The 14,894-nt window shown below is 46.2% G+C and carries 30 protein-coding genes; all 30 read left to right on the top strand.

Annotated features, from left to right (window positions below; translation table 11 throughout):
- The coding region (locus H8D24_01730) for an elongation factor Tu (protein MBC8519117.1) at positions 1–71 on the top strand (71 nt) is incomplete at its 5' end.
- 60 nt (positions 72–131) lie between these two features.
- Entirely contained in the window at positions 132–443 is a 312-nt protein-coding gene (gene rpsJ, locus H8D24_01725) for a 30S ribosomal protein S10 (GenBank protein MBC8519116.1), read from the top strand.
- Positions 444–474: 31 nt separating this feature from the next.
- Complete coding sequence (gene rplC / locus H8D24_01720; GenBank protein MBC8519115.1) at positions 475–1,125, top strand: 50S ribosomal protein L3; 651 nt, start codon at positions 475–477, stop codon at positions 1,123–1,125.
- A 12-nt stretch (positions 1,126–1,137) separates the two neighbouring features.
- Positions 1,138–1,758 (top strand): 50S ribosomal protein L4, encoded by a 621-nt coding sequence (rplD, locus tag H8D24_01715; GenBank protein ID MBC8519114.1) that lies wholly within the window; start codon positions 1,138–1,140, stop codon positions 1,756–1,758.
- Positions 1,755–2,057 carry a 50S ribosomal protein L23 gene (rplW, locus tag H8D24_01710; protein MBC8519113.1) on the top strand — a complete coding sequence of 101 codons (303 nt, stop codon included), beginning with the start codon at positions 1,755–1,757 and terminating at the stop codon, positions 2,055–2,057. Before rplD ends, rplW begins: the two co-directional genes overlap by 4 nt.
- Before the next feature lie 34 nt (positions 2,058–2,091).
- Positions 2,092–2,919, top strand: coding sequence for a 50S ribosomal protein L2 (rplB, locus tag H8D24_01705; protein ID MBC8519112.1), 828 nt, complete (start codon positions 2,092–2,094; stop codon positions 2,917–2,919).
- A 19-nt stretch (positions 2,920–2,938) separates the two neighbouring features.
- Entirely contained in the window at positions 2,939–3,214 is a 276-nt protein-coding gene (gene rpsS, locus H8D24_01700; GenBank protein MBC8519111.1) for a 30S ribosomal protein S19, read from the top strand.
- Positions 3,215–3,218: 4 nt separating this feature from the next.
- Entirely contained in the window at positions 3,219–3,551 is a 333-nt protein-coding gene (gene rplV / locus H8D24_01695) for a 50S ribosomal protein L22 (GenBank protein MBC8519110.1), read from the top strand.
- Positions 3,552–3,562: 11 nt separating this feature from the next.
- Positions 3,563–4,240, top strand: a complete 678-nt coding sequence (rpsC, locus tag H8D24_01690) for a 30S ribosomal protein S3 (GenBank protein MBC8519109.1) — start codon at positions 3,563–3,565, stop codon at positions 4,238–4,240.
- 32 nt (positions 4,241–4,272) lie between these two features.
- A complete protein-coding gene (gene rplP, locus H8D24_01685; protein MBC8519108.1) occupies positions 4,273–4,686 on the top strand; it encodes a 50S ribosomal protein L16 in 414 nt (137 codons plus the stop codon).
- A 12-nt stretch (positions 4,687–4,698) separates the two neighbouring features.
- Positions 4,699–4,896 carry a 50S ribosomal protein L29 gene (rpmC, locus tag H8D24_01680; GenBank protein ID MBC8519107.1) on the top strand — a complete coding sequence of 66 codons (198 nt, stop codon included), beginning with the start codon at positions 4,699–4,701 and terminating at the stop codon, positions 4,894–4,896.
- The gene (gene rpsQ / locus H8D24_01675) at positions 4,893–5,159 is read left to right on the top strand and encodes a 30S ribosomal protein S17 (GenBank protein ID MBC8519106.1); all 267 of its coding nucleotides are present in this window, start codon (positions 4,893–4,895) and stop codon (positions 5,157–5,159) included. Before rpmC ends, rpsQ begins: the two co-directional genes overlap by 4 nt.
- Before the next feature lie 46 nt (positions 5,160–5,205).
- Positions 5,206–5,574 (top strand): 50S ribosomal protein L14, encoded by a 369-nt coding sequence (gene rplN, locus H8D24_01670; protein MBC8519105.1) that lies wholly within the window; start codon positions 5,206–5,208, stop codon positions 5,572–5,574.
- Positions 5,575–5,599: 25 nt separating this feature from the next.
- The gene (gene rplX / locus H8D24_01665; protein MBC8519104.1) at positions 5,600–5,920 is read left to right on the top strand and encodes a 50S ribosomal protein L24; all 321 of its coding nucleotides are present in this window, start codon (positions 5,600–5,602) and stop codon (positions 5,918–5,920) included.
- Positions 5,921–5,932: 12 nt separating this feature from the next.
- On the top strand, positions 5,933–6,472 hold the full coding sequence (rplE, locus tag H8D24_01660; protein MBC8519103.1) for a 50S ribosomal protein L5: 540 nt from the start codon (positions 5,933–5,935) through the stop codon (positions 6,470–6,472).
- A gap of 38 nt (positions 6,473–6,510) precedes the next feature.
- The gene (gene rpsN / locus H8D24_01655) at positions 6,511–6,816 is read left to right on the top strand and encodes a 30S ribosomal protein S14 (GenBank protein ID MBC8519102.1); all 306 of its coding nucleotides are present in this window, start codon (positions 6,511–6,513) and stop codon (positions 6,814–6,816) included.
- Positions 6,817–6,878: 62 nt separating this feature from the next.
- Positions 6,879–7,274 (top strand): 30S ribosomal protein S8, encoded by a 396-nt coding sequence (gene rpsH, locus H8D24_01650; GenBank protein ID MBC8519101.1) that lies wholly within the window; start codon positions 6,879–6,881, stop codon positions 7,272–7,274.
- 44 nt (positions 7,275–7,318) lie between these two features.
- Positions 7,319–7,849, top strand: a complete 531-nt coding sequence (gene rplF, locus H8D24_01645) for a 50S ribosomal protein L6 (GenBank protein ID MBC8519100.1) — start codon at positions 7,319–7,321, stop codon at positions 7,847–7,849.
- A 69-nt stretch (positions 7,850–7,918) separates the two neighbouring features.
- Positions 7,919–8,269: a 50S ribosomal protein L18 gene (gene rplR, locus H8D24_01640; GenBank protein MBC8519099.1), complete on the top strand. Its 351-nt coding sequence runs from the start codon at positions 7,919–7,921 to the stop codon at positions 8,267–8,269.
- Between the two features lie 65 nt (positions 8,270–8,334).
- On the top strand, positions 8,335–8,847 hold the full coding sequence (gene rpsE, locus H8D24_01635) for a 30S ribosomal protein S5 (GenBank protein ID MBC8519098.1): 513 nt from the start codon (positions 8,335–8,337) through the stop codon (positions 8,845–8,847).
- Positions 8,848–8,852: 5 nt separating this feature from the next.
- The gene (gene rpmD / locus H8D24_01630) at positions 8,853–9,038 is read left to right on the top strand and encodes a 50S ribosomal protein L30 (protein MBC8519097.1); all 186 of its coding nucleotides are present in this window, start codon (positions 8,853–8,855) and stop codon (positions 9,036–9,038) included.
- A gap of 3 nt (positions 9,039–9,041) precedes the next feature.
- Positions 9,042–9,479, top strand: coding sequence for a 50S ribosomal protein L15 (rplO, locus tag H8D24_01625; GenBank protein ID MBC8519096.1), 438 nt, complete (start codon positions 9,042–9,044; stop codon positions 9,477–9,479).
- Positions 9,480–9,491: 12 nt separating this feature from the next.
- A complete protein-coding gene (gene secY / locus H8D24_01620; protein MBC8519095.1) occupies positions 9,492–10,832 on the top strand; it encodes a preprotein translocase subunit SecY in 1,341 nt (446 codons plus the stop codon).
- Between the two features lie 18 nt (positions 10,833–10,850).
- Complete coding sequence (gene rpmJ, locus H8D24_01615) at positions 10,851–10,967, top strand: 50S ribosomal protein L36 (protein ID MBC8519094.1); 117 nt, start codon at positions 10,851–10,853, stop codon at positions 10,965–10,967.
- A 108-nt stretch (positions 10,968–11,075) separates the two neighbouring features.
- A complete protein-coding gene (gene rpsM / locus H8D24_01610; protein ID MBC8519093.1) occupies positions 11,076–11,432 on the top strand; it encodes a 30S ribosomal protein S13 in 357 nt (118 codons plus the stop codon).
- A 56-nt stretch (positions 11,433–11,488) separates the two neighbouring features.
- Positions 11,489–11,878, top strand: coding sequence for a 30S ribosomal protein S11 (gene rpsK / locus H8D24_01605; GenBank protein MBC8519092.1), 390 nt, complete (start codon positions 11,489–11,491; stop codon positions 11,876–11,878).
- Between the two features lie 28 nt (positions 11,879–11,906).
- Entirely contained in the window at positions 11,907–12,536 is a 630-nt protein-coding gene (rpsD, locus tag H8D24_01600; GenBank protein MBC8519091.1) for a 30S ribosomal protein S4, read from the top strand.
- Between the two features lie 74 nt (positions 12,537–12,610).
- Entirely contained in the window at positions 12,611–13,609 is a 999-nt protein-coding gene (gene rpoA / locus H8D24_01595; GenBank protein MBC8519090.1) for a DNA-directed RNA polymerase subunit alpha, read from the top strand.
- A 50-nt stretch (positions 13,610–13,659) separates the two neighbouring features.
- Entirely contained in the window at positions 13,660–14,061 is a 402-nt protein-coding gene (rplQ, locus tag H8D24_01590) for a 50S ribosomal protein L17 (GenBank protein ID MBC8519089.1), read from the top strand.
- 93 nt (positions 14,062–14,154) lie between these two features.
- Positions 14,155–14,886 carry an SAM-dependent chlorinase/fluorinase gene (locus tag H8D24_01585; protein ID MBC8519088.1) on the top strand — a complete coding sequence of 244 codons (732 nt, stop codon included), beginning with the start codon at positions 14,155–14,157 and terminating at the stop codon, positions 14,884–14,886.
- Positions 14,887–14,894 lie beyond the last annotated feature (8 nt).

The following is a 14,894-nucleotide window of genomic DNA, read 5'->3' as shown; positions in this document are numbered from 1 at the left end:
GGCTACGTTTTGCAATCCGTGAGGGTGGCAGAACTGTAGGTTCTGGTGTTGTTTCAAAGATTATCGAATAAGCAGAATTAATTCGAAGATTTTTGAGTAATTATTTAATTATTAACGACTGAGTAATAATAATGGCTGGACAGAGAATTCGTATCCGTCTTAAAGCGTTCGATTATCGTCTGATTGATCAATCAGCACGTGAAATCGCACAGACGGCAAAGCGTACCGGGGCACAGGTTATAGGACCTATCCCGCTACCGACAAAAAAAGAGCGCTTTACTATTTTGGTCTCTCCGCATGTCAATAAAGACGCGCGCGACCAGTATGAGCTACGTACACATAAGCGAATGATGGATATCGTTGATCCTACAGATAAGACTGTAGATGCATTGATGAAGCTGGATCTTGCTGCTGGTGTAGATGTGCAAATTAAGCTTTCTTGATTGAAGTATTAGATAAGTAGAGGAATTGAAGATGTCAATCGGACTAGTAGGTCGAAAAGTCGGGATGAGTCGGGTGTTCACCGAAGAGGGTGCATCTGTTCCCGTGACCGTTATCCAGGTTGAGCCCAACAGGGTAACTCAGGTAAAGAGTGACGAGACTGATGGGTACAGCGCAATACAGGTAACCACCGGTAGCCGTAGAGCTTCTCGAGTAACCAAACCAATGGCTGGGCACTATGCCAAGGCTGGTGTTGAGGCTGGACGTGGACTCTGGGAGTTCCGTCTTACCGCTGAAGAGGTTGCAGAATTTGAGCCAGGTAAAGAGGTTGAGAGTTCAATCTTTGAAGCTGGGCAGAAGGTGGATGTTACTGGAACAAACCGTGGATTTGGTTTCCAGGGTGGTATCAAGCGCCATCACTTTAGTGGTCTTGATAGTACTCATGGTAACTCTATTTCTCACCGCTCTAACGGTTCAATTGGTCAGTGTCAGACCCCTGGACGAGTATTCAAGGGCAAGAAAATGTCTGGCCATATGGGTAATGTTCAGCGTACAGCACAGAATTTAGAAGTTGTTCGGGTTGATGCCGAACGTAATTTAATCCTGATAAAGGGGGCAGTTCCTGGTGCAAAGGGTGGTGATCTGATCATCCGTCATGCAGTCAAGTCTGCCAGCCAAGGATAAGGAGTCAGAATCATGGAATTAAATGTACGTGATTTTCCAGCAGGAAAGGATCAGTCAAAGATAGCAGTCTCTGATGTTGCTTTTTCTGCAGACTATAATGAGGCGTTGATCCATCAGGTGGTTACAGCGTATCTTGCAGGTGCCAGAGCGGGTACAGTTGCACAGAAAAATCGTTCTGATGTAAGGGGCGGTGGCGCAAAGCCATGGCGTCAGAAAGGAACTGGGCGTGCCCGTGCGGGAACCAGCCGTAGTCCAATTTGGAGAAGTGGTGGCGTTACTTTTGCTGCACGTCCAAGAAACTATGAGCAGAAAGTTAACAAGAAGATGTACCGTGCAGCGATGCGTTCCATTCTTTCCGAGTTGGTTCGCCAGGATAGGCTGACAGTAGTATCCGATCTTGCTATCGATACACCAAAAACCAAGGCACTGAGCAGTGCATTGAACGGGTTTGGTATGGATAACGTTCTAATCGTCTCTGGTGAGGTGGATGAGAATTTGTATCTTGCGGCAAGAAATATTCCTCATGTCGGAGTGACGGATGTGACTGCAATGGACCCAGTTAGTCTGGTCTCCTATGGGAGTGTATTAATGACTGAATCTGCACTGAAACAGATTGAGGAGTCACTGGTATGAATAATAATCAAGAGAGATTAATGAAGATTGTACTGGCGCCTCATGTTACTGAGAAGAGTGCTATGGCTGCTGAGATGCGCAACCAGTATGTGTTTCGTGTAGTAAAGGATGCCAGTAAACCAGAGATCAAACAGGCAGTTGAGATGATGTTTGACGTCAAGGTTGATGGAGTTACTGTCAGTAACGTCAAGGGCAAGATTAAACGTGCGGGGGCTAAATTTGGTCGACGTGCAAGTTGGAAAAAGGCTTTTGTAACCCTCAGTGAGGGGCAGGAAATCGAATTTATGGGTGCTGAATAGCGTTCAGGTTTAGTTTCGAAGGAATAGTAGAAAAATGGCAATCGTAAAATCAAAACCAACATCACCAGGACGTCGTTTTGTTGTCTCTGTGGTGAATCATGAACTGCATAAGGGAAAACCACATGCAGCTTTGATTGCAAAAAAGGCAAAGAATGGTGGTCGTAACAATGATGGACGAATTACAACTCGTCATCGTGGCGGTGGTCACAAGCAGCGCTATCGCATAATTGATTTCAAGCGTAACAAGGATGGGATTCCTGCTCGTGTAGAACGTCTTGAATATGATCCTAACCGTACTGCAAATATTGCTTTGGTACTTTATGCAGATGGTGAGCGTCGTTACATTATTGCACCAAAAGGTGTTAGTGCTGGTGATGCACTTATGTCTGGAAGTAGTGCTGAGATCAAAGTTGGAAATACCATGGCGATACTTGATATACCGCTAGGTACAACTATCCACTGTATTGAGTTGAAGCCGGGAAAGGGCGCACAGATTGCCCGTTCTGCTGGCACCTCTGCCCAGTATGTTGCAAAGGAGGGGGCTTTTGCCACCTTGCGACTTCGTTCAGGTGAGATGCGCAAGATTTCTCTGGAGTGTCGAGCAACGATTGGTGAAGTGAGTAATGGTGAGCATTCACTGAGAAAGCTTGGCAAGGCAGGCGCTACTCGCTGGCGTGGTGTTCGCCCAACGGTGCGTGGTGTTGCGATGAACCCGGTTGACCATCCGCATGGTGGTGGTGAGGGTAGAACCTCTGGTGGTCGTCATCCTGTTTCACCATGGGGTATGCCAACCAAGGGCTACAAGACAAGATCAAACAAGAGGACGGACCAGTATATTGTCCGTCGTCGTAACAAGAAGTAACTGAGACGAGGATTACAACGTGTCGCGTTCAATTAAAAAAGGTCCATTTATCGATGAGCATCTTCGCACCAAGGTGAAGAATGCGGTTGAAAGTAAAGATCGACGTCCTATCAAGACATGGTCGAGAAGATCAATGGTTATGCCAGAGATGATCGGGTTGACTATTGCAATACATAATGGGCGTCAACATGTTCCTGTATTGATCAATGAGAATATGGTTGGTCACAAGTTGGGTGAATTTGCATTGACCCGTACATACCGTGGTCATACGGCAGACAAGAAGGCGAGCAAGTAATAGTATGGAAACTTTTGCAAAACTTAGAAATGCGAAAATTTCTGCACAGAAGGTACGTCTGGTTGTAGATCAGATTCGCGGCCTTCCTGTAGAAAATGCAGTGGATCTGCTGAGATTCAGCAACAAGAAGGCTGCTCATATTGTCGGCAAGATCCTCAACTCTGCAATCGCAAATGCAGAGCACAATGAAGGTGCAGATATTGATGAATTGAAGGTCTCAACAGCATTTGTTGATGAGGGACCAACTTATAAACGAATTCAGCCTCGTGCAAAAGGACGCGCGAATCGAATTCTTAAACGAACCAGTCACATTAGTGTGTCTGTGTCAGATCGCTGAGGAAAAGCGGAATGGGTCAAAAAGTACATCCAATTGGTTATCGTCTGGGTTATATCAAGGACTGGAACTCAACCTGGTATGCGGATAGCAGTAGCTATGCAGATCAGCTGTATGCGGATCTTACAATCAGGGATTTCCTGAAGAAGCGCCTCTCTCAGGCCTCTGTAAGTCGTATTCAGATTGAGCGTCCATCAGGTAATGCAAGAATCACTATTCATACGGCTCGCCCAGGAATCGTGATCGGCAAGAAGGGCGAGGATATTGAAAAGCTGCGCCGTGAGGTTTCGGCCAAGATGGGGATTCCTGTTCAGATCAATATCGAAGAGATTCGTAAACCTGAGTTGGATGCGCAGTTAGTGGCTGAGGGTATCGCGCAGCAGCTTGAAAAGAGAATCATGTTTCGTCGTGCCATGAAACGCTCTGTGGGCAACACTATGCGTTCTGGTGGCAAGGGTATCCGTATCAATGTTGCAGGACGTCTTAACGGAGCAGAGATCGCCCGTACTGAGTGGTATCGTGAAGGTCGTGTACCACTCCATACCCTGCGCGCAGATATTGACTATGGGTTTGCTGAGGCAAATACCACCTACGGAATTCTCGGCGTCAAGGTGTGGATATTCAAGGGTGAGGTGTACGACACTTCAGTTATTGGCAAGCAGCCTGATGCAGAAGACAAGAAAGCTAAATAAGTAATAAAGTAAAACGATAGGGAAGAAGAGCAATGCTTCAACCGAAAAGAACAAAATTTCGCAAGCAGATGAAGGGTAGAAACCGCGGTCTTGCGCAGAATGGCAACTCCGTCAGTTTTGGAGAGTATGGTCTCAAGGCTACCGGGCGTGGACGAATCACGGCTCGCCAGATTGAGGCGGCTCGACGCACAATTACTCGTCAGGTGAAACGTGGGGGCAAGCTTACCATCCGCATCTTCCCGGACAAGCCAATTACCAAAAAGCCACTTGAAGTACGTCAAGGTAAGGGTAAGGGTAATGTTGAATATTGGGTTGCACAGATCCAGCCTGGCAAGATGTTATATGAGATTGAGGGTGTTTCTGAGGAGCTGGCACGTGAGGCGTTCAAGCTTGCGGCAGCAAAACTCCCAATAGCGACAGCTTTTGTTGCACGTACTCCGCTATAAAAGGTAGCAACGATGAAAACAAGTGAATTGAGAAAAATGGATGAGACAGAACTGCAAAAAGAGTTGCAGGAGATGTTGCGCGAGCAATTTAATCTGCGCATGCAGAAGGCAACCAATCAGCTCTCTGATAATAGTCAGATGAAGAAGGTTCGTCATAACATTGCTCGGGTGAAGACAATTATGAATGAAATGAAAGGTGCAGCATCATGAGTGAGCAGACCACAACTGGACGTACTATTACTGGGCGTGTTGTCTCAAATAAGGGAGACAAAAGCATTACTGTAATGGTTCAACGTCAGGTTAAGCATCCTATTTACAAAAAGTTTATCAAGCGTTCAACCAAGCTGCATGCACATGATGAGAACAATCAGTGTAACGAAGGCGATGTAGTAACGATTCAGGAGTGTCGTCCAATCTCCAAGAGTAAATCGTTCAGACTGGTTGAGGTTGTTGAGAGCGCGGCTGCAGTTTAGAGCAGAATTAATAAGAATTGATAGTTAGAAAGTTTGGAGAGAACCGATGATTCAGATGCAGTCAACATTGAGCGTTGCCGATAACAGTGGCGCAAAAAAGGTCATGTGCATCAAGGTGCTTGGTGGATCTAAGCGTCGTTATGCTGGTATTGGTGATGTGATCAAGGTCAGCGTAAAAGAAGCCCTGCCTCGTGGCAAGGTTAAAAAAGGCGACGTTTATAATGCGGTGGTTGTACGTACTCGTAAGGGAGTTCGTCGCAACGATGGTTCGCTGATCCGTTTTGATGGTAATGCCGCAGTAATGCTAAATAGTAAGCATGAACCAATTGGCACACGTATTTTTGGCCCAGTGACTCGTGAACTGAGAAACAAGAAGTTCATGAAGATTGTTTCATTGGCACCAGAAGTTATTTGATTAGCAGAAATTTAGAGACAGCAACATGCGTAAAATCAAAAAAGGTGATGAGGTAGTTGTCCTCACCGGAAAAGATAAGGGACAGAGGGGCACAGTGGCACGTGTCATTTCTGAAAAGGATCGTATCATTGTAGATGGAATCAATATGGTAAAGAAACATACCAAAGCGAATCCTAATATGGGTGTTTCAGGTGGTATTGTCGAGAAAGAGATGTCTATCCATGTTTCCAACGTTGCAGTTTATAACAATGCAACCGGAAAAGCGGATCGTGTTGGTTTCAAGACCCTGGACGACGGCCGTAAAGTTCGTTATTTCAAATCAAGCGGCGAAGTTGTCGACGCATAAGAGATCAAGGTCATGAGTATTAGTAAAGATCATTATAAAGACATAGTTGTTAACCAGCTCATGGAGCAGTTTGGTTACAAGAGTGTTATGGAAGTTCCAAAAATCACCAAGATCTCACTGAATATGGGTGTTGGTGAGGCGACAGCGGACAAGAAAATTCTTGACCATGCGGTTGCAGACATGGAGAAGATTGCTGGCCAGAAGCCGGTAAAGACCATGGCACGTTTATCCATTGCAGGATTCAAGATTCGTGATGGTTGGCCAATTGGTTGTAAGGTTACGTTGCGTAAAGAGCGTATGTACGATTTTCTTGATCGTCTGATTGATATTTCGATTCCACGTATTCGTGATTTTCGTGGACTTAACGGCAAATCATTCGATGGTCGTGGAAACTACACCATGGGTGTAACAGAGCAGATAATCTTTCCTGAGATCGATTACGACAAGATAGACGCATTGCGTGGTCTTGATGTCAGCGTTGTTACTACTGCAAAAACGGATGAGGAAGGCAAGGCCTTGTTGGCTGCGATGAACTTCCCGTTCAAGAATTAATTACTTATTTGGTAAAAGAGTGAGACAGGACTAGAAATATGGCAAAGACCTCAATGATTCAACGCGAACTGCGCCGAGAGAAGTTGGTCAAAAGATATGCGGCAAAACGTACCGAGCTGAGAAGCAAGATGATGGATGCTTCACTTGCACCAGAAGAGAGAGCCGCAGCGCGTCGTAAGTTTAATATGTTGCCAAGAGACTCAAGCCCCTCTCGTCAGCATAACCGTTGTAGCCTGACAGGTCGTCCTCACGGGTTTTACAGAAAATTTGGCCTTAGCAGAAACAAGTTGCGTGAGGCTACAATGCGCGGAGATGTGCCTGGACTAAGAAAGGCAAGTTGGTAAGCGCAGTTATTGGAACAGTAACTGGTTACAAGAGTCACAATAGAATTTTTGGAATATAAAAGATGAGTATGCAAGACCCAATAGCAGATATGTTAACCCGTATCCGCAATGCACTGGCAGTAGAGAAGAAGGTGGTATCAATGCCATCATCTAAAATGAAGAGAGCGATCGCCACAGTAATGAAGGATGAAGGTTATATTTCTGATTACTCTGTGGCTGAGGATGGTGGAAAGGCTGAGCTGAAAATCGAGCTTAAATATTTCCAGGGTCAGCCAGTTATAGAGATGATGAAGAGAATAAGCCGTCCTGGTCTACGTACATACACAGGCAAGGATGATGTTCCATCAGTGAATGCGGGTCTTGGTATTGCCATAATTTCTACCCCAGGCGGACTGATGACAGACCGTGCTGCCAGAAAAGCTGGACTTGGCGGTGAAGTGATCTGCCACGTTTATTAAGATCATATTGTAATAATTTGTTAATCGAATTCAGGTAAAACAAGATGTCTAGAATTGCAAATGCCCCTGTCGAGATCCCAACCGGAGTGGATGTCACAGTAAGCGGACAAAAGATTCAGGTCAAAGGTGCCAACGGTAGTTTTGATTATGATGTACATGAGACAGTCAATGTCGCACACGAGGATAACGTTGTTCGTGTTTCTGCAAAAGGTGGAAAAGAGTGTGTTGCAATGGCAGGCACGATGCGCGCCTTGATCAACAACATGGTTGTTGGTGTCAGTGCCGGTTTTGAGAAAAAACTGACGCTGATTGGTGTTGGATATCGTGCCAAGGCTGCAGGAAAGAAACTGGAGTTGACTCTTGGTTTTTCACATCCTGTAAATTATGCGATTCCTGAGGGAATCACTATCGAGACACCAGCAGCGACAGAGGTTGTTGTTAAGGGTGCAGATAAGCAGAAGGTGGGGCAGGTTGCCGCAGAGATTCGCGCATTCCGTCCACCAGAGCCATACAAAGGTAAGGGTGTTCGTTATACGGATGAGCATGTTATTCGTAAAGAAGCGAAGAAGAAATAGGTGCTCGCAAGGGTATAAGCTAAAACGGTTGAATGGACTAATAACTGGATTAAACCGCAGGATTTATCAATGGATAAAAAACAGACCCGACTACGTCGTGCAAGACGTACACGTGCAAAGATCAAAGAACTTGGTGTGCCTCGCTTAACAGTGCACCGTACTCCAAGACATATCTATGCACAGGTAATTAATCATGACTCCAAGGTTGTGGCAAGTGCCTCGACCCTGCTCTCTGAGGTTAGCTCAGAGGCTGGCGCAACAGGCAATGTTGCAGCAGCAGCAGTGGTTGGAAAAGTGATTGCAGAGCGTACCAAGGATGCGGGTGTAACCCGTGTCGCTTTTGATAGATCAGGGTTCAGATACCATGGTCGCATCAAGGCATTGGCAGATGCTGCACGTGAGAATGGACTTGATTTTTAATCAAGGGCATTAATAGATATAACATTACAGACAAACAGACCTGGTTGATAAATTAGGAAGCGAAGATGGCAGAGAAGAAACAGTTCAAAAAAGATAATGATGATGGCATGCTGGAGAAGCTTGTTGCTGTCAATCGAGTAGCGAAAACCGTCAAGGGTGGACGAATTTTCTCTTTTACCGCGCTGACTGTTGTTGGTGATGGGAATGGAAAGATTGGTTTCGGTTATGGAAAGGCTCGTGAAGTACCATTAGCCATCCAGAAAGCGATGGAACGTGCACGTCGTGATATCAAGACAGTTGAGCTGGATGGGGGAACACTACAGTACCCAATCAGTGCAACACATGGCGCAGCAGACGTCTACATGCAACCAGCATCTGAAGGTACAGGAATTATTGCTGGCGGTGCCATGCGAGCTGTCTTTGAGGTAGTGGGAGTTCATAACGTACTTGCCAAGCGCAATGGCTCATCCAATCCAATTAATGTGGTTCGTGCAACAATCAAGGGTCTTACAGAGATGAATAGCCCTTCACAGATTGCAGCGAAACGTGGCAAAACTGTTGAAGAGATTCTGGGGTAGAAACCATGGCAGATAACAACACAATTACAGTGACACTGGTCAAGAGCACAATTGGACGCCTTCCTTCACATAAGGCTTGCGCAGCTGGTCTTGGAATTCGTCGTATGCATCAGACTGTAACAGTGATCGATACTCCTGAAAATCGTGGAATGATCAATAAAATCAGCTATATGCTGAAGGTTGAGGGTTAAATCATGCATCTTAATACAATCAAGCCAGCTGAAGGCGCCAAAAAGGATGCCAAGCGAGTAGGTCGTGGCATCGGTTCCGGTTCTGGAAAGACCTGTGGGCGCGGCCACAAGGGACAGAAGTCCCGTTCTGGCGGTTACCATAAAGTAGGTTTCGAGGGTGGTCAGCAACCACTGCAGCGTCGTCTGCCAAAGGTCGGTTTTGCATCTCGTAAGGCACGTTTTGTTGCAGAGGTTCGTCTCCATGAGTTGGAGAAAGCTGCGGTTGATAACCAGATTGATCTGTTGGCACTTAAGGCTGCAAATATTGTTGGTCAGGATATCAAGCACGCAAAGGTAATTGCCTCCGGTGAGATCACCCAGGCCGTGACTGTAAGTGGCTTGGGAGTCACTCCCGGTGCACGTGCAGCAATCGAGGCCGCTGGCGGCAAAATCGAAGAGTAGTAATCTAGAACAATGGCACATAAACAGGCAATTGGTGGCAACTCCACAGGCAAACTGACCGAGCTAAAAACTCGTCTGTTATTTGTGGTGGGTGCGATTATTGTCTATCGCATGGGTGCCCATATCCCGGTTCCCGGAATTGATCCTAATGCTCTAAAGGCGATGTTTGATCAGCAGTCAGGGACTATCCTGGACATGTTCAACATGTTCTCGGGTGGTGCATTGATGCGTTTGAGCCTGTTTGCTCTGGGAATCATGCCCTACATCTCTGCCTCTATTATCATGAATCTGTTGACGGTTACCTCTCCAAAGCTGGAACAGCTGAAGAAAGAGGGACAGTCTGGACGCAGAAAAATTACTCAATATACTCGTTACGGAACCCTGGTTCTGGCTACATTCCAGGCGCTTGGAATCTCCATTGCGTTGGAGTCACAGTCTGCTGGTGGAATGAGCGTAGTAATTGATCCGGGCTTGGCGTTCCGTTTTGTGGCAGTTACCACCCTGGTTACCGGAACCATGTTCCTGATGTGGCTTGGTGAACAGATAACAGAGCGTGGCATTGGTAACGGTATCTCACTGATTATCTTCGCTGGTATTGTTGCAGGTCTTCCATCGGCAGTTGGTGGAACCATGGAGTTGGCCCGTACCGGAGAGATGCACCCAATTACAGTTCTGGTTCTCTTTATAGGGGCCATACTGGTGACTGCATTTGTAGTCTTTGTTGAGAGAGGGCAGCGTAGAATTACAGTTAACTATGCCAAGCAGCAGCGCGGAAACAAGCTATATGCAGGACAGAGTAGCCACCTGCCACTCAAGGTAAATATGGCTGGTGTAATCCCCCCAATTTTTGCCTCCAGTATTATCCTGTTCCCGGCAACGATGGGAAGCTGGTTTGGTAGCGGTGAGGGGATGGAGTGGATGAAGGATCTGGCCACTACACTTTCCCCCGGACAGCCGCTCTATGTTGCATTCTATGCTGTTGCAATTATATTTTTCTGCTTCTTCTATACGGCTCTGGTATTCAACCCGAAGGAGACTGCAGACAACCTGAGAAGATCAGGTGCATTTATCCCGGGGATTCGCCCAGGGGCACAGACAGCAAAGTATATTGATAAGGTGATGACGAGGTTGACACTGATTGGTGCTGGTTACATCACTGCAGTCAGTCTGCTTCCTGAATTCCTGATCATTAAGTGGAATGTTCCATTCTACTTTGGCGGAACCTCACTGTTGATTATCGTAGTTGTGATCATGGATTTTATCTCTCAGGTTCAGTCTCATCTTCTCTCCCATCAGTATGATGGTCTGATGAAGAAGGCAAATCTTAAAGGGTATGGTCGCAGTGGGATCTAAAAATTTTGGAGTAATGAAATGAAAGTTCGCGCATCAGTAAAGAAAATGTGTCAACACTGTAAGGTTATTCGCCGTAATGGTGTTGTACGTGTGATTTGTAGTAAAGACCCAAAACATAAACAGCGTCAGGGCTAGTCGTCCTCGTTGAAGTGGTGGTTGATTTTTGTACACATAATAGGTATCCTTGCGCGCTTTCTGCGTGGTGCGCAGGTGTGAAATAGGATCGTTTAGGAGAAGAGCCAGATGGCACGAATTGCGGGTGTAAATGTACCTGATAACAAACATGCTTGGGTTGCACTAACCTCTATTTATGGGGTAGGTAGAACTCGCGCTTATACAATCTGCGAAGCAGCTGGTATTGAAGCGTCAACCAAAATCCGTGATCTCGAAGAGAGTCAGCTTGAATCTATTCGAGGGATTGTTGGTAAATTCACGGTTGAAGGTGATCTTCGACGTGAGATCTCAATGAATATCAAACGGTTGATGGATCTTGGTACCAACCGCGGTATCCGTCATCGTCGTGGTCTTCCGGTTAGAGGTCAGAACACCAAGAACAATGCACGTACTCGCAAGGGTCCGAAGAAGCCAATTAAGCGTTAATTGGTTGAACTGTTCAGGTTTTTTTTAATTTTTAGTTTTTAGGGTTTTATAGTTTTATGGCACAGGCATCCGCTTCAAAGCGTAAAAAGGTAAAAAAGAATGTCCCTGAGGGGATTGTGCATGTACATGCAACATTCAATAACACCATCATTACCATTACTGACCGTAAGGGTGACACACTCTGTTGGGCAACATCTGGAGGAAGCGGTTTCCGTGGCTCCAGAAAGAGCACTCCATTTGCGGCACAGGTTGCCGCTGAGAAGGCGGGTGTGCAGGCTCAAGAGTATGGCGTCAAGTCAGTAGATGTTCGCATCAAGGGGCCTGGACCTGGTCGTGAATCCTCAGTGCGCGCACTAAACAATATTGGAATCCGTGTTAATAGCATCACTGATGTTACTCCACTGCCACATAATGGCTGTCGTCCACCCAAGAAACGCCGCGTATAACGGTCTGAAAAATTAGGAGAATTATACTGTGGCAAAATATACAGGACCAAAATGTAAACTTTCCCGTCGTGAGGGAACAGATCTTGGATTGAAGAGTGGAATTCGTGCTCTTGAGACAAAATGCAAGATTGATCAACTTCCAGGTCAGCATGGTAGCGGCGCACGTCGTCCACGCATGTCAGACTATGCACTTCAGTTGCGTGAGAAGCAAAAAGTTCGTCGTATGTATGGTCTGCTAGAGAAGCAGTTCCGTAGTTACTACAAAGAGGCTGCACGTCGTAAAGGGTCTACAGGTGAGAACCTGCTACAGATTCTTGAGGCACGCCTCGATAATGTTGTCTACCGTATGGGGTTTGGCTCTACTCGTGCTGAGGCACGTCAACTAGTCAACCATAAATCAGTATTGGTGAATGGCAATGTATTGAATATTCCATCCTATCAACTGAGGGCGGATGATGTCATATCCATTCGTGAGAAGGCAAAGAAGCAGGAGCGCATCAAGATGTCTCTGCAGCTTGCACCGCAGGCTCGTGAAGATGCTGAGTGGCTGGATGTGAATGCAGAGAAGATGGAGGGTACATTCAAGAGCATGCCGGAGCGTACTGATCTTTCTGCAGAAATTAATGAACACCTGATTGTCGAGCTCTACTCCAAGTAATTGAGAGGTTATTTGCTGGGTAGTTGTACTCTATGTTTGAAGCACGAAAGATAATTAGATAAGAGGTAAAAAAGATGCAAGGTTCAATTAAAGAGTTTATCAAGCCAAAGCTGGCAAATATAAAGAATATTGGTACCAACCATATTCAGGTGGCGATTGGTCCCCTGGAGCGTGGTTTTGGACATACACTGGGGAATGCCCTGCGTCGTATCCTGCTATCTTCCATGCACGGAAGCGCTATCACAGAGGTTGTGATTGACGGTGTTAACCACGAGTACTCTACTATTGAAGGGGTACAAGAGGATGTGATTGATATCCTTCTCAATCTGAAGGGAGTTGCAATCGTAATGCATGCTCATAGTGAGGCAGAGCTTACGTTGAAGAGCAATGGTGCTGGTGCTGTAGTGGCTGGTGATATCACAGGTGATGATGTTGAGATTATCAATCCAGATCACGTTATTGCCAACGTAACAGATAAAAATATTGAGTTGAGTATGACACTGAAGGTATCTTCAGGACGTGGTTATCAGCCCTCTACAGAACGTTCTACTGAGGATGAGAGCTCAACTATCGGCAACCTGAAGCTGGATGCATCATTTAGCCCTGTCGATCGTGTTAGTTACAGTGTTGAGGCTGCGCGTCTTAAGCAGCGTACTGACCTGGATCGCCTGGTTATTGACCTGCGGACCAACGGTACTATTGACCCAGAAGAGGCAATTCGCCGTGCTGCAACAATTTTGCAGACTCAGCTGGAGTCATTTGTAGATCTGCATACAGAAGAGGAAGATGAGGAAGGGGTAGAGCCGGAGCCAGAGGTAGATCCAGTTCTGTTGCGCCCTGTAGATGACTTGGAGTTGACTGTACGTTCAGCCAACTGTCTCAAGGCAGAAGCCATCTTCTATATTGGTGATCTGATTCAGCGCACCGAGACCGAGTTGTTGAGAACACCAAATCTTGGCAAGAAGTCACTTAATGAGATTAAGGATGTGTTGGCGTCACGCGGACTTTCACTTGGTGTTCGTCTCGAGAACTGGCCACCAGCAAGCATTCGAGATGAGAAAGAGTCAGCTTAATTAAAATTCGTCAGATAGCGAATAATATAGATAAATAAACGGATAAGATCATGCGTCATCGTCATAGTGGTAGACAACTAAACAGAAACAGCAGCCATCGTAAGGCTATGTTTCGTAACATGAGCAACTCTCTGATTCAGCATGAGCTGATTCGTACAACATTGCCAAAGGCCAAAGAGCTGCGCCGTGTTGTAGAGCCGCTGATTACATTATCCAAATCCGATAGTGTTGCAAACCGCCGTCTCGCCTTCAACCGCATGCGTGACCGCGAGATGGTCACCAAACTATTCACCGAGCTGGGTCCTCGCTATACAGAGCGTCCTGGAGGCTATATCCGTATTCTCAAGGCCGGTTTCCGTGCTGGTGACAAGGCCCCAATGGCCATGGTAGAGCTGGTTGACCGTCCTGTTGTAGATCTGGATGACGATATTGAGGACGATTCAGAGGATTAAGAATATCCCTGACAAGTTCTGAAAAAAGCCGGATAGATATCCGGCTTTTTCTTTTTCTGGTGAAAATAAAAAAACGCGATATCATCAGACACTATGATTATTCTTGTTACAGATTTTGGTGTTGGGAGCCCCTATCTGGCTCAGATGCGATCTGCACTATTTATGCACAGTGCAGATGGAGAGATAGTTGATCTGGTCTCCGACCTTGCTCCATTCAATATAGAGGCTGCTTCTCACTTCCTGGTTAGCCATGTTCCATATTTTCCAAAGGGAACAATCTTTCTCTCAGTGGTAGATCCCGGGGTTGGGGGCAAGCGCAGGGCAGTGGTACTCCATGCAGATGGAAACTGGTTTATTGGTCCGGAAAATGGGATCTTCGACCAGGTTACTGCAAGGGCAGAGAGTGTTTCATATTTTCAAATCATGTGGGAGCCTGATCATCTCTCTAATACATTCCATGGCAGGGATCTGTTTGCCCCAATTGCTGCCAAAATCTCATCAAATACTCTATCTGATGGTGACATTATGGAGACCATCCTGCCAAGCATCAGAAATGGCAGCCATAATCTCCATAAGGTAATCTATCTTGACCGTTACGGTAATGCAATTACAGGAGTAAGAGCAGGATCATTGAGCGGGAACGATACAGTAGTTATAAATGGGGTGACCGTGAGAAACAGCGCCACCTTTTCGGACAGGGCAATTGGGGAGCCATTCTGGTATGACAACTCGGTTGGTCTGCTAGAGATAGCAGTCAACCAGGGAAGTGCCAGGGATAGGCTGGATATTGAGGTTGGGACAGCTGTCTCGATCATTACAGAGTGAGTTCAATT

Source organism: Candidatus Thiopontia autotrophica, assembly GCA_014384675.1.
In the GTDB taxonomy this organism is placed as follows: Bacteria; Pseudomonadota; Gammaproteobacteria.
The sequence above is the reverse complement of the archived record's forward strand: the minus strand, read 5'-3'. Positions and strand labels throughout refer to the sequence as shown.

Bases quoted from the DNA above. Each gene is read 5' to 3' on its own strand.
- H8D24_01585 (MBC8519088.1), top strand. From the start codon at position 14,155: ATGATTATTCTTGTTACAGATTTTGGTGTTGGGAGCCCCTATCTGGCT.
- rplR (MBC8519099.1), top strand. From the start codon at position 7,919: ATGGATAAAAAACAGACCCGACTACGTCGTGCAAGACGTACACGTGCA.
- rplF (MBC8519100.1), top strand. From the start codon at position 7,319: ATGTCTAGAATTGCAAATGCCCCTGTCGAGATCCCAACCGGAGTGGAT.
- rpmD (MBC8519097.1), top strand. From the start codon at position 8,853: ATGGCAGATAACAACACAATTACAGTGACACTGGTCAAGAGCACAATT.
- rplO (MBC8519096.1), top strand. From the start codon at position 9,042: ATGCATCTTAATACAATCAAGCCAGCTGAAGGCGCCAAAAAGGATGCC.
- rpmJ (MBC8519094.1), top strand. From the start codon at position 10,851: ATGAAAGTTCGCGCATCAGTAAAGAAAATGTGTCAACACTGTAAGGTT.
- rpsM (MBC8519093.1), top strand. From the start codon at position 11,076: ATGGCACGAATTGCGGGTGTAAATGTACCTGATAACAAACATGCTTGG.
- rplQ (MBC8519089.1), top strand. From the start codon at position 13,660: ATGCGTCATCGTCATAGTGGTAGACAACTAAACAGAAACAGCAGCCAT.
- rplW (MBC8519113.1), top strand. From the start codon at position 1,755: ATGAATAATAATCAAGAGAGATTAATGAAGATTGTACTGGCGCCTCAT.
- rpsK (MBC8519092.1), top strand. From the start codon at position 11,489: ATGGCACAGGCATCCGCTTCAAAGCGTAAAAAGGTAAAAAAGAATGTC.
- rplE (MBC8519103.1), top strand. From the start codon at position 5,933: ATGAGTATTAGTAAAGATCATTATAAAGACATAGTTGTTAACCAGCTC.
- rplD (MBC8519114.1), top strand. From the start codon at position 1,138: ATGGAATTAAATGTACGTGATTTTCCAGCAGGAAAGGATCAGTCAAAG.
- rpsJ (MBC8519116.1), top strand. From the start codon at position 132: ATGGCTGGACAGAGAATTCGTATCCGTCTTAAAGCGTTCGATTATCGT.
- rpoA (MBC8519090.1), top strand. From the start codon at position 12,611: ATGCAAGGTTCAATTAAAGAGTTTATCAAGCCAAAGCTGGCAAATATA.
- rplV (MBC8519110.1), top strand. From the start codon at position 3,219: ATGGAAACTTTTGCAAAACTTAGAAATGCGAAAATTTCTGCACAGAAG.
- rplB (MBC8519112.1), top strand. From the start codon at position 2,092: ATGGCAATCGTAAAATCAAAACCAACATCACCAGGACGTCGTTTTGTT.
- rpsC (MBC8519109.1), top strand. From the start codon at position 3,563: ATGGGTCAAAAAGTACATCCAATTGGTTATCGTCTGGGTTATATCAAG.
- rplC (MBC8519115.1), top strand. From the start codon at position 475: ATGTCAATCGGACTAGTAGGTCGAAAAGTCGGGATGAGTCGGGTGTTC.
- rplP (MBC8519108.1), top strand. From the start codon at position 4,273: ATGCTTCAACCGAAAAGAACAAAATTTCGCAAGCAGATGAAGGGTAGA.
- rpsQ (MBC8519106.1), top strand. From the start codon at position 4,893: ATGAGTGAGCAGACCACAACTGGACGTACTATTACTGGGCGTGTTGTC.
- rpsE (MBC8519098.1), top strand. From the start codon at position 8,335: ATGGCAGAGAAGAAACAGTTCAAAAAAGATAATGATGATGGCATGCTG.
- rpsH (MBC8519101.1), top strand. From the start codon at position 6,879: ATGAGTATGCAAGACCCAATAGCAGATATGTTAACCCGTATCCGCAAT.
- rplN (MBC8519105.1), top strand. From the start codon at position 5,206: ATGATTCAGATGCAGTCAACATTGAGCGTTGCCGATAACAGTGGCGCA.
- rpmC (MBC8519107.1), top strand. From the start codon at position 4,699: ATGAAAACAAGTGAATTGAGAAAAATGGATGAGACAGAACTGCAAAAA.
- rplX (MBC8519104.1), top strand. From the start codon at position 5,600: ATGCGTAAAATCAAAAAAGGTGATGAGGTAGTTGTCCTCACCGGAAAA.
- rpsN (MBC8519102.1), top strand. From the start codon at position 6,511: ATGGCAAAGACCTCAATGATTCAACGCGAACTGCGCCGAGAGAAGTTG.
- secY (MBC8519095.1), top strand. From the start codon at position 9,492: ATGGCACATAAACAGGCAATTGGTGGCAACTCCACAGGCAAACTGACC.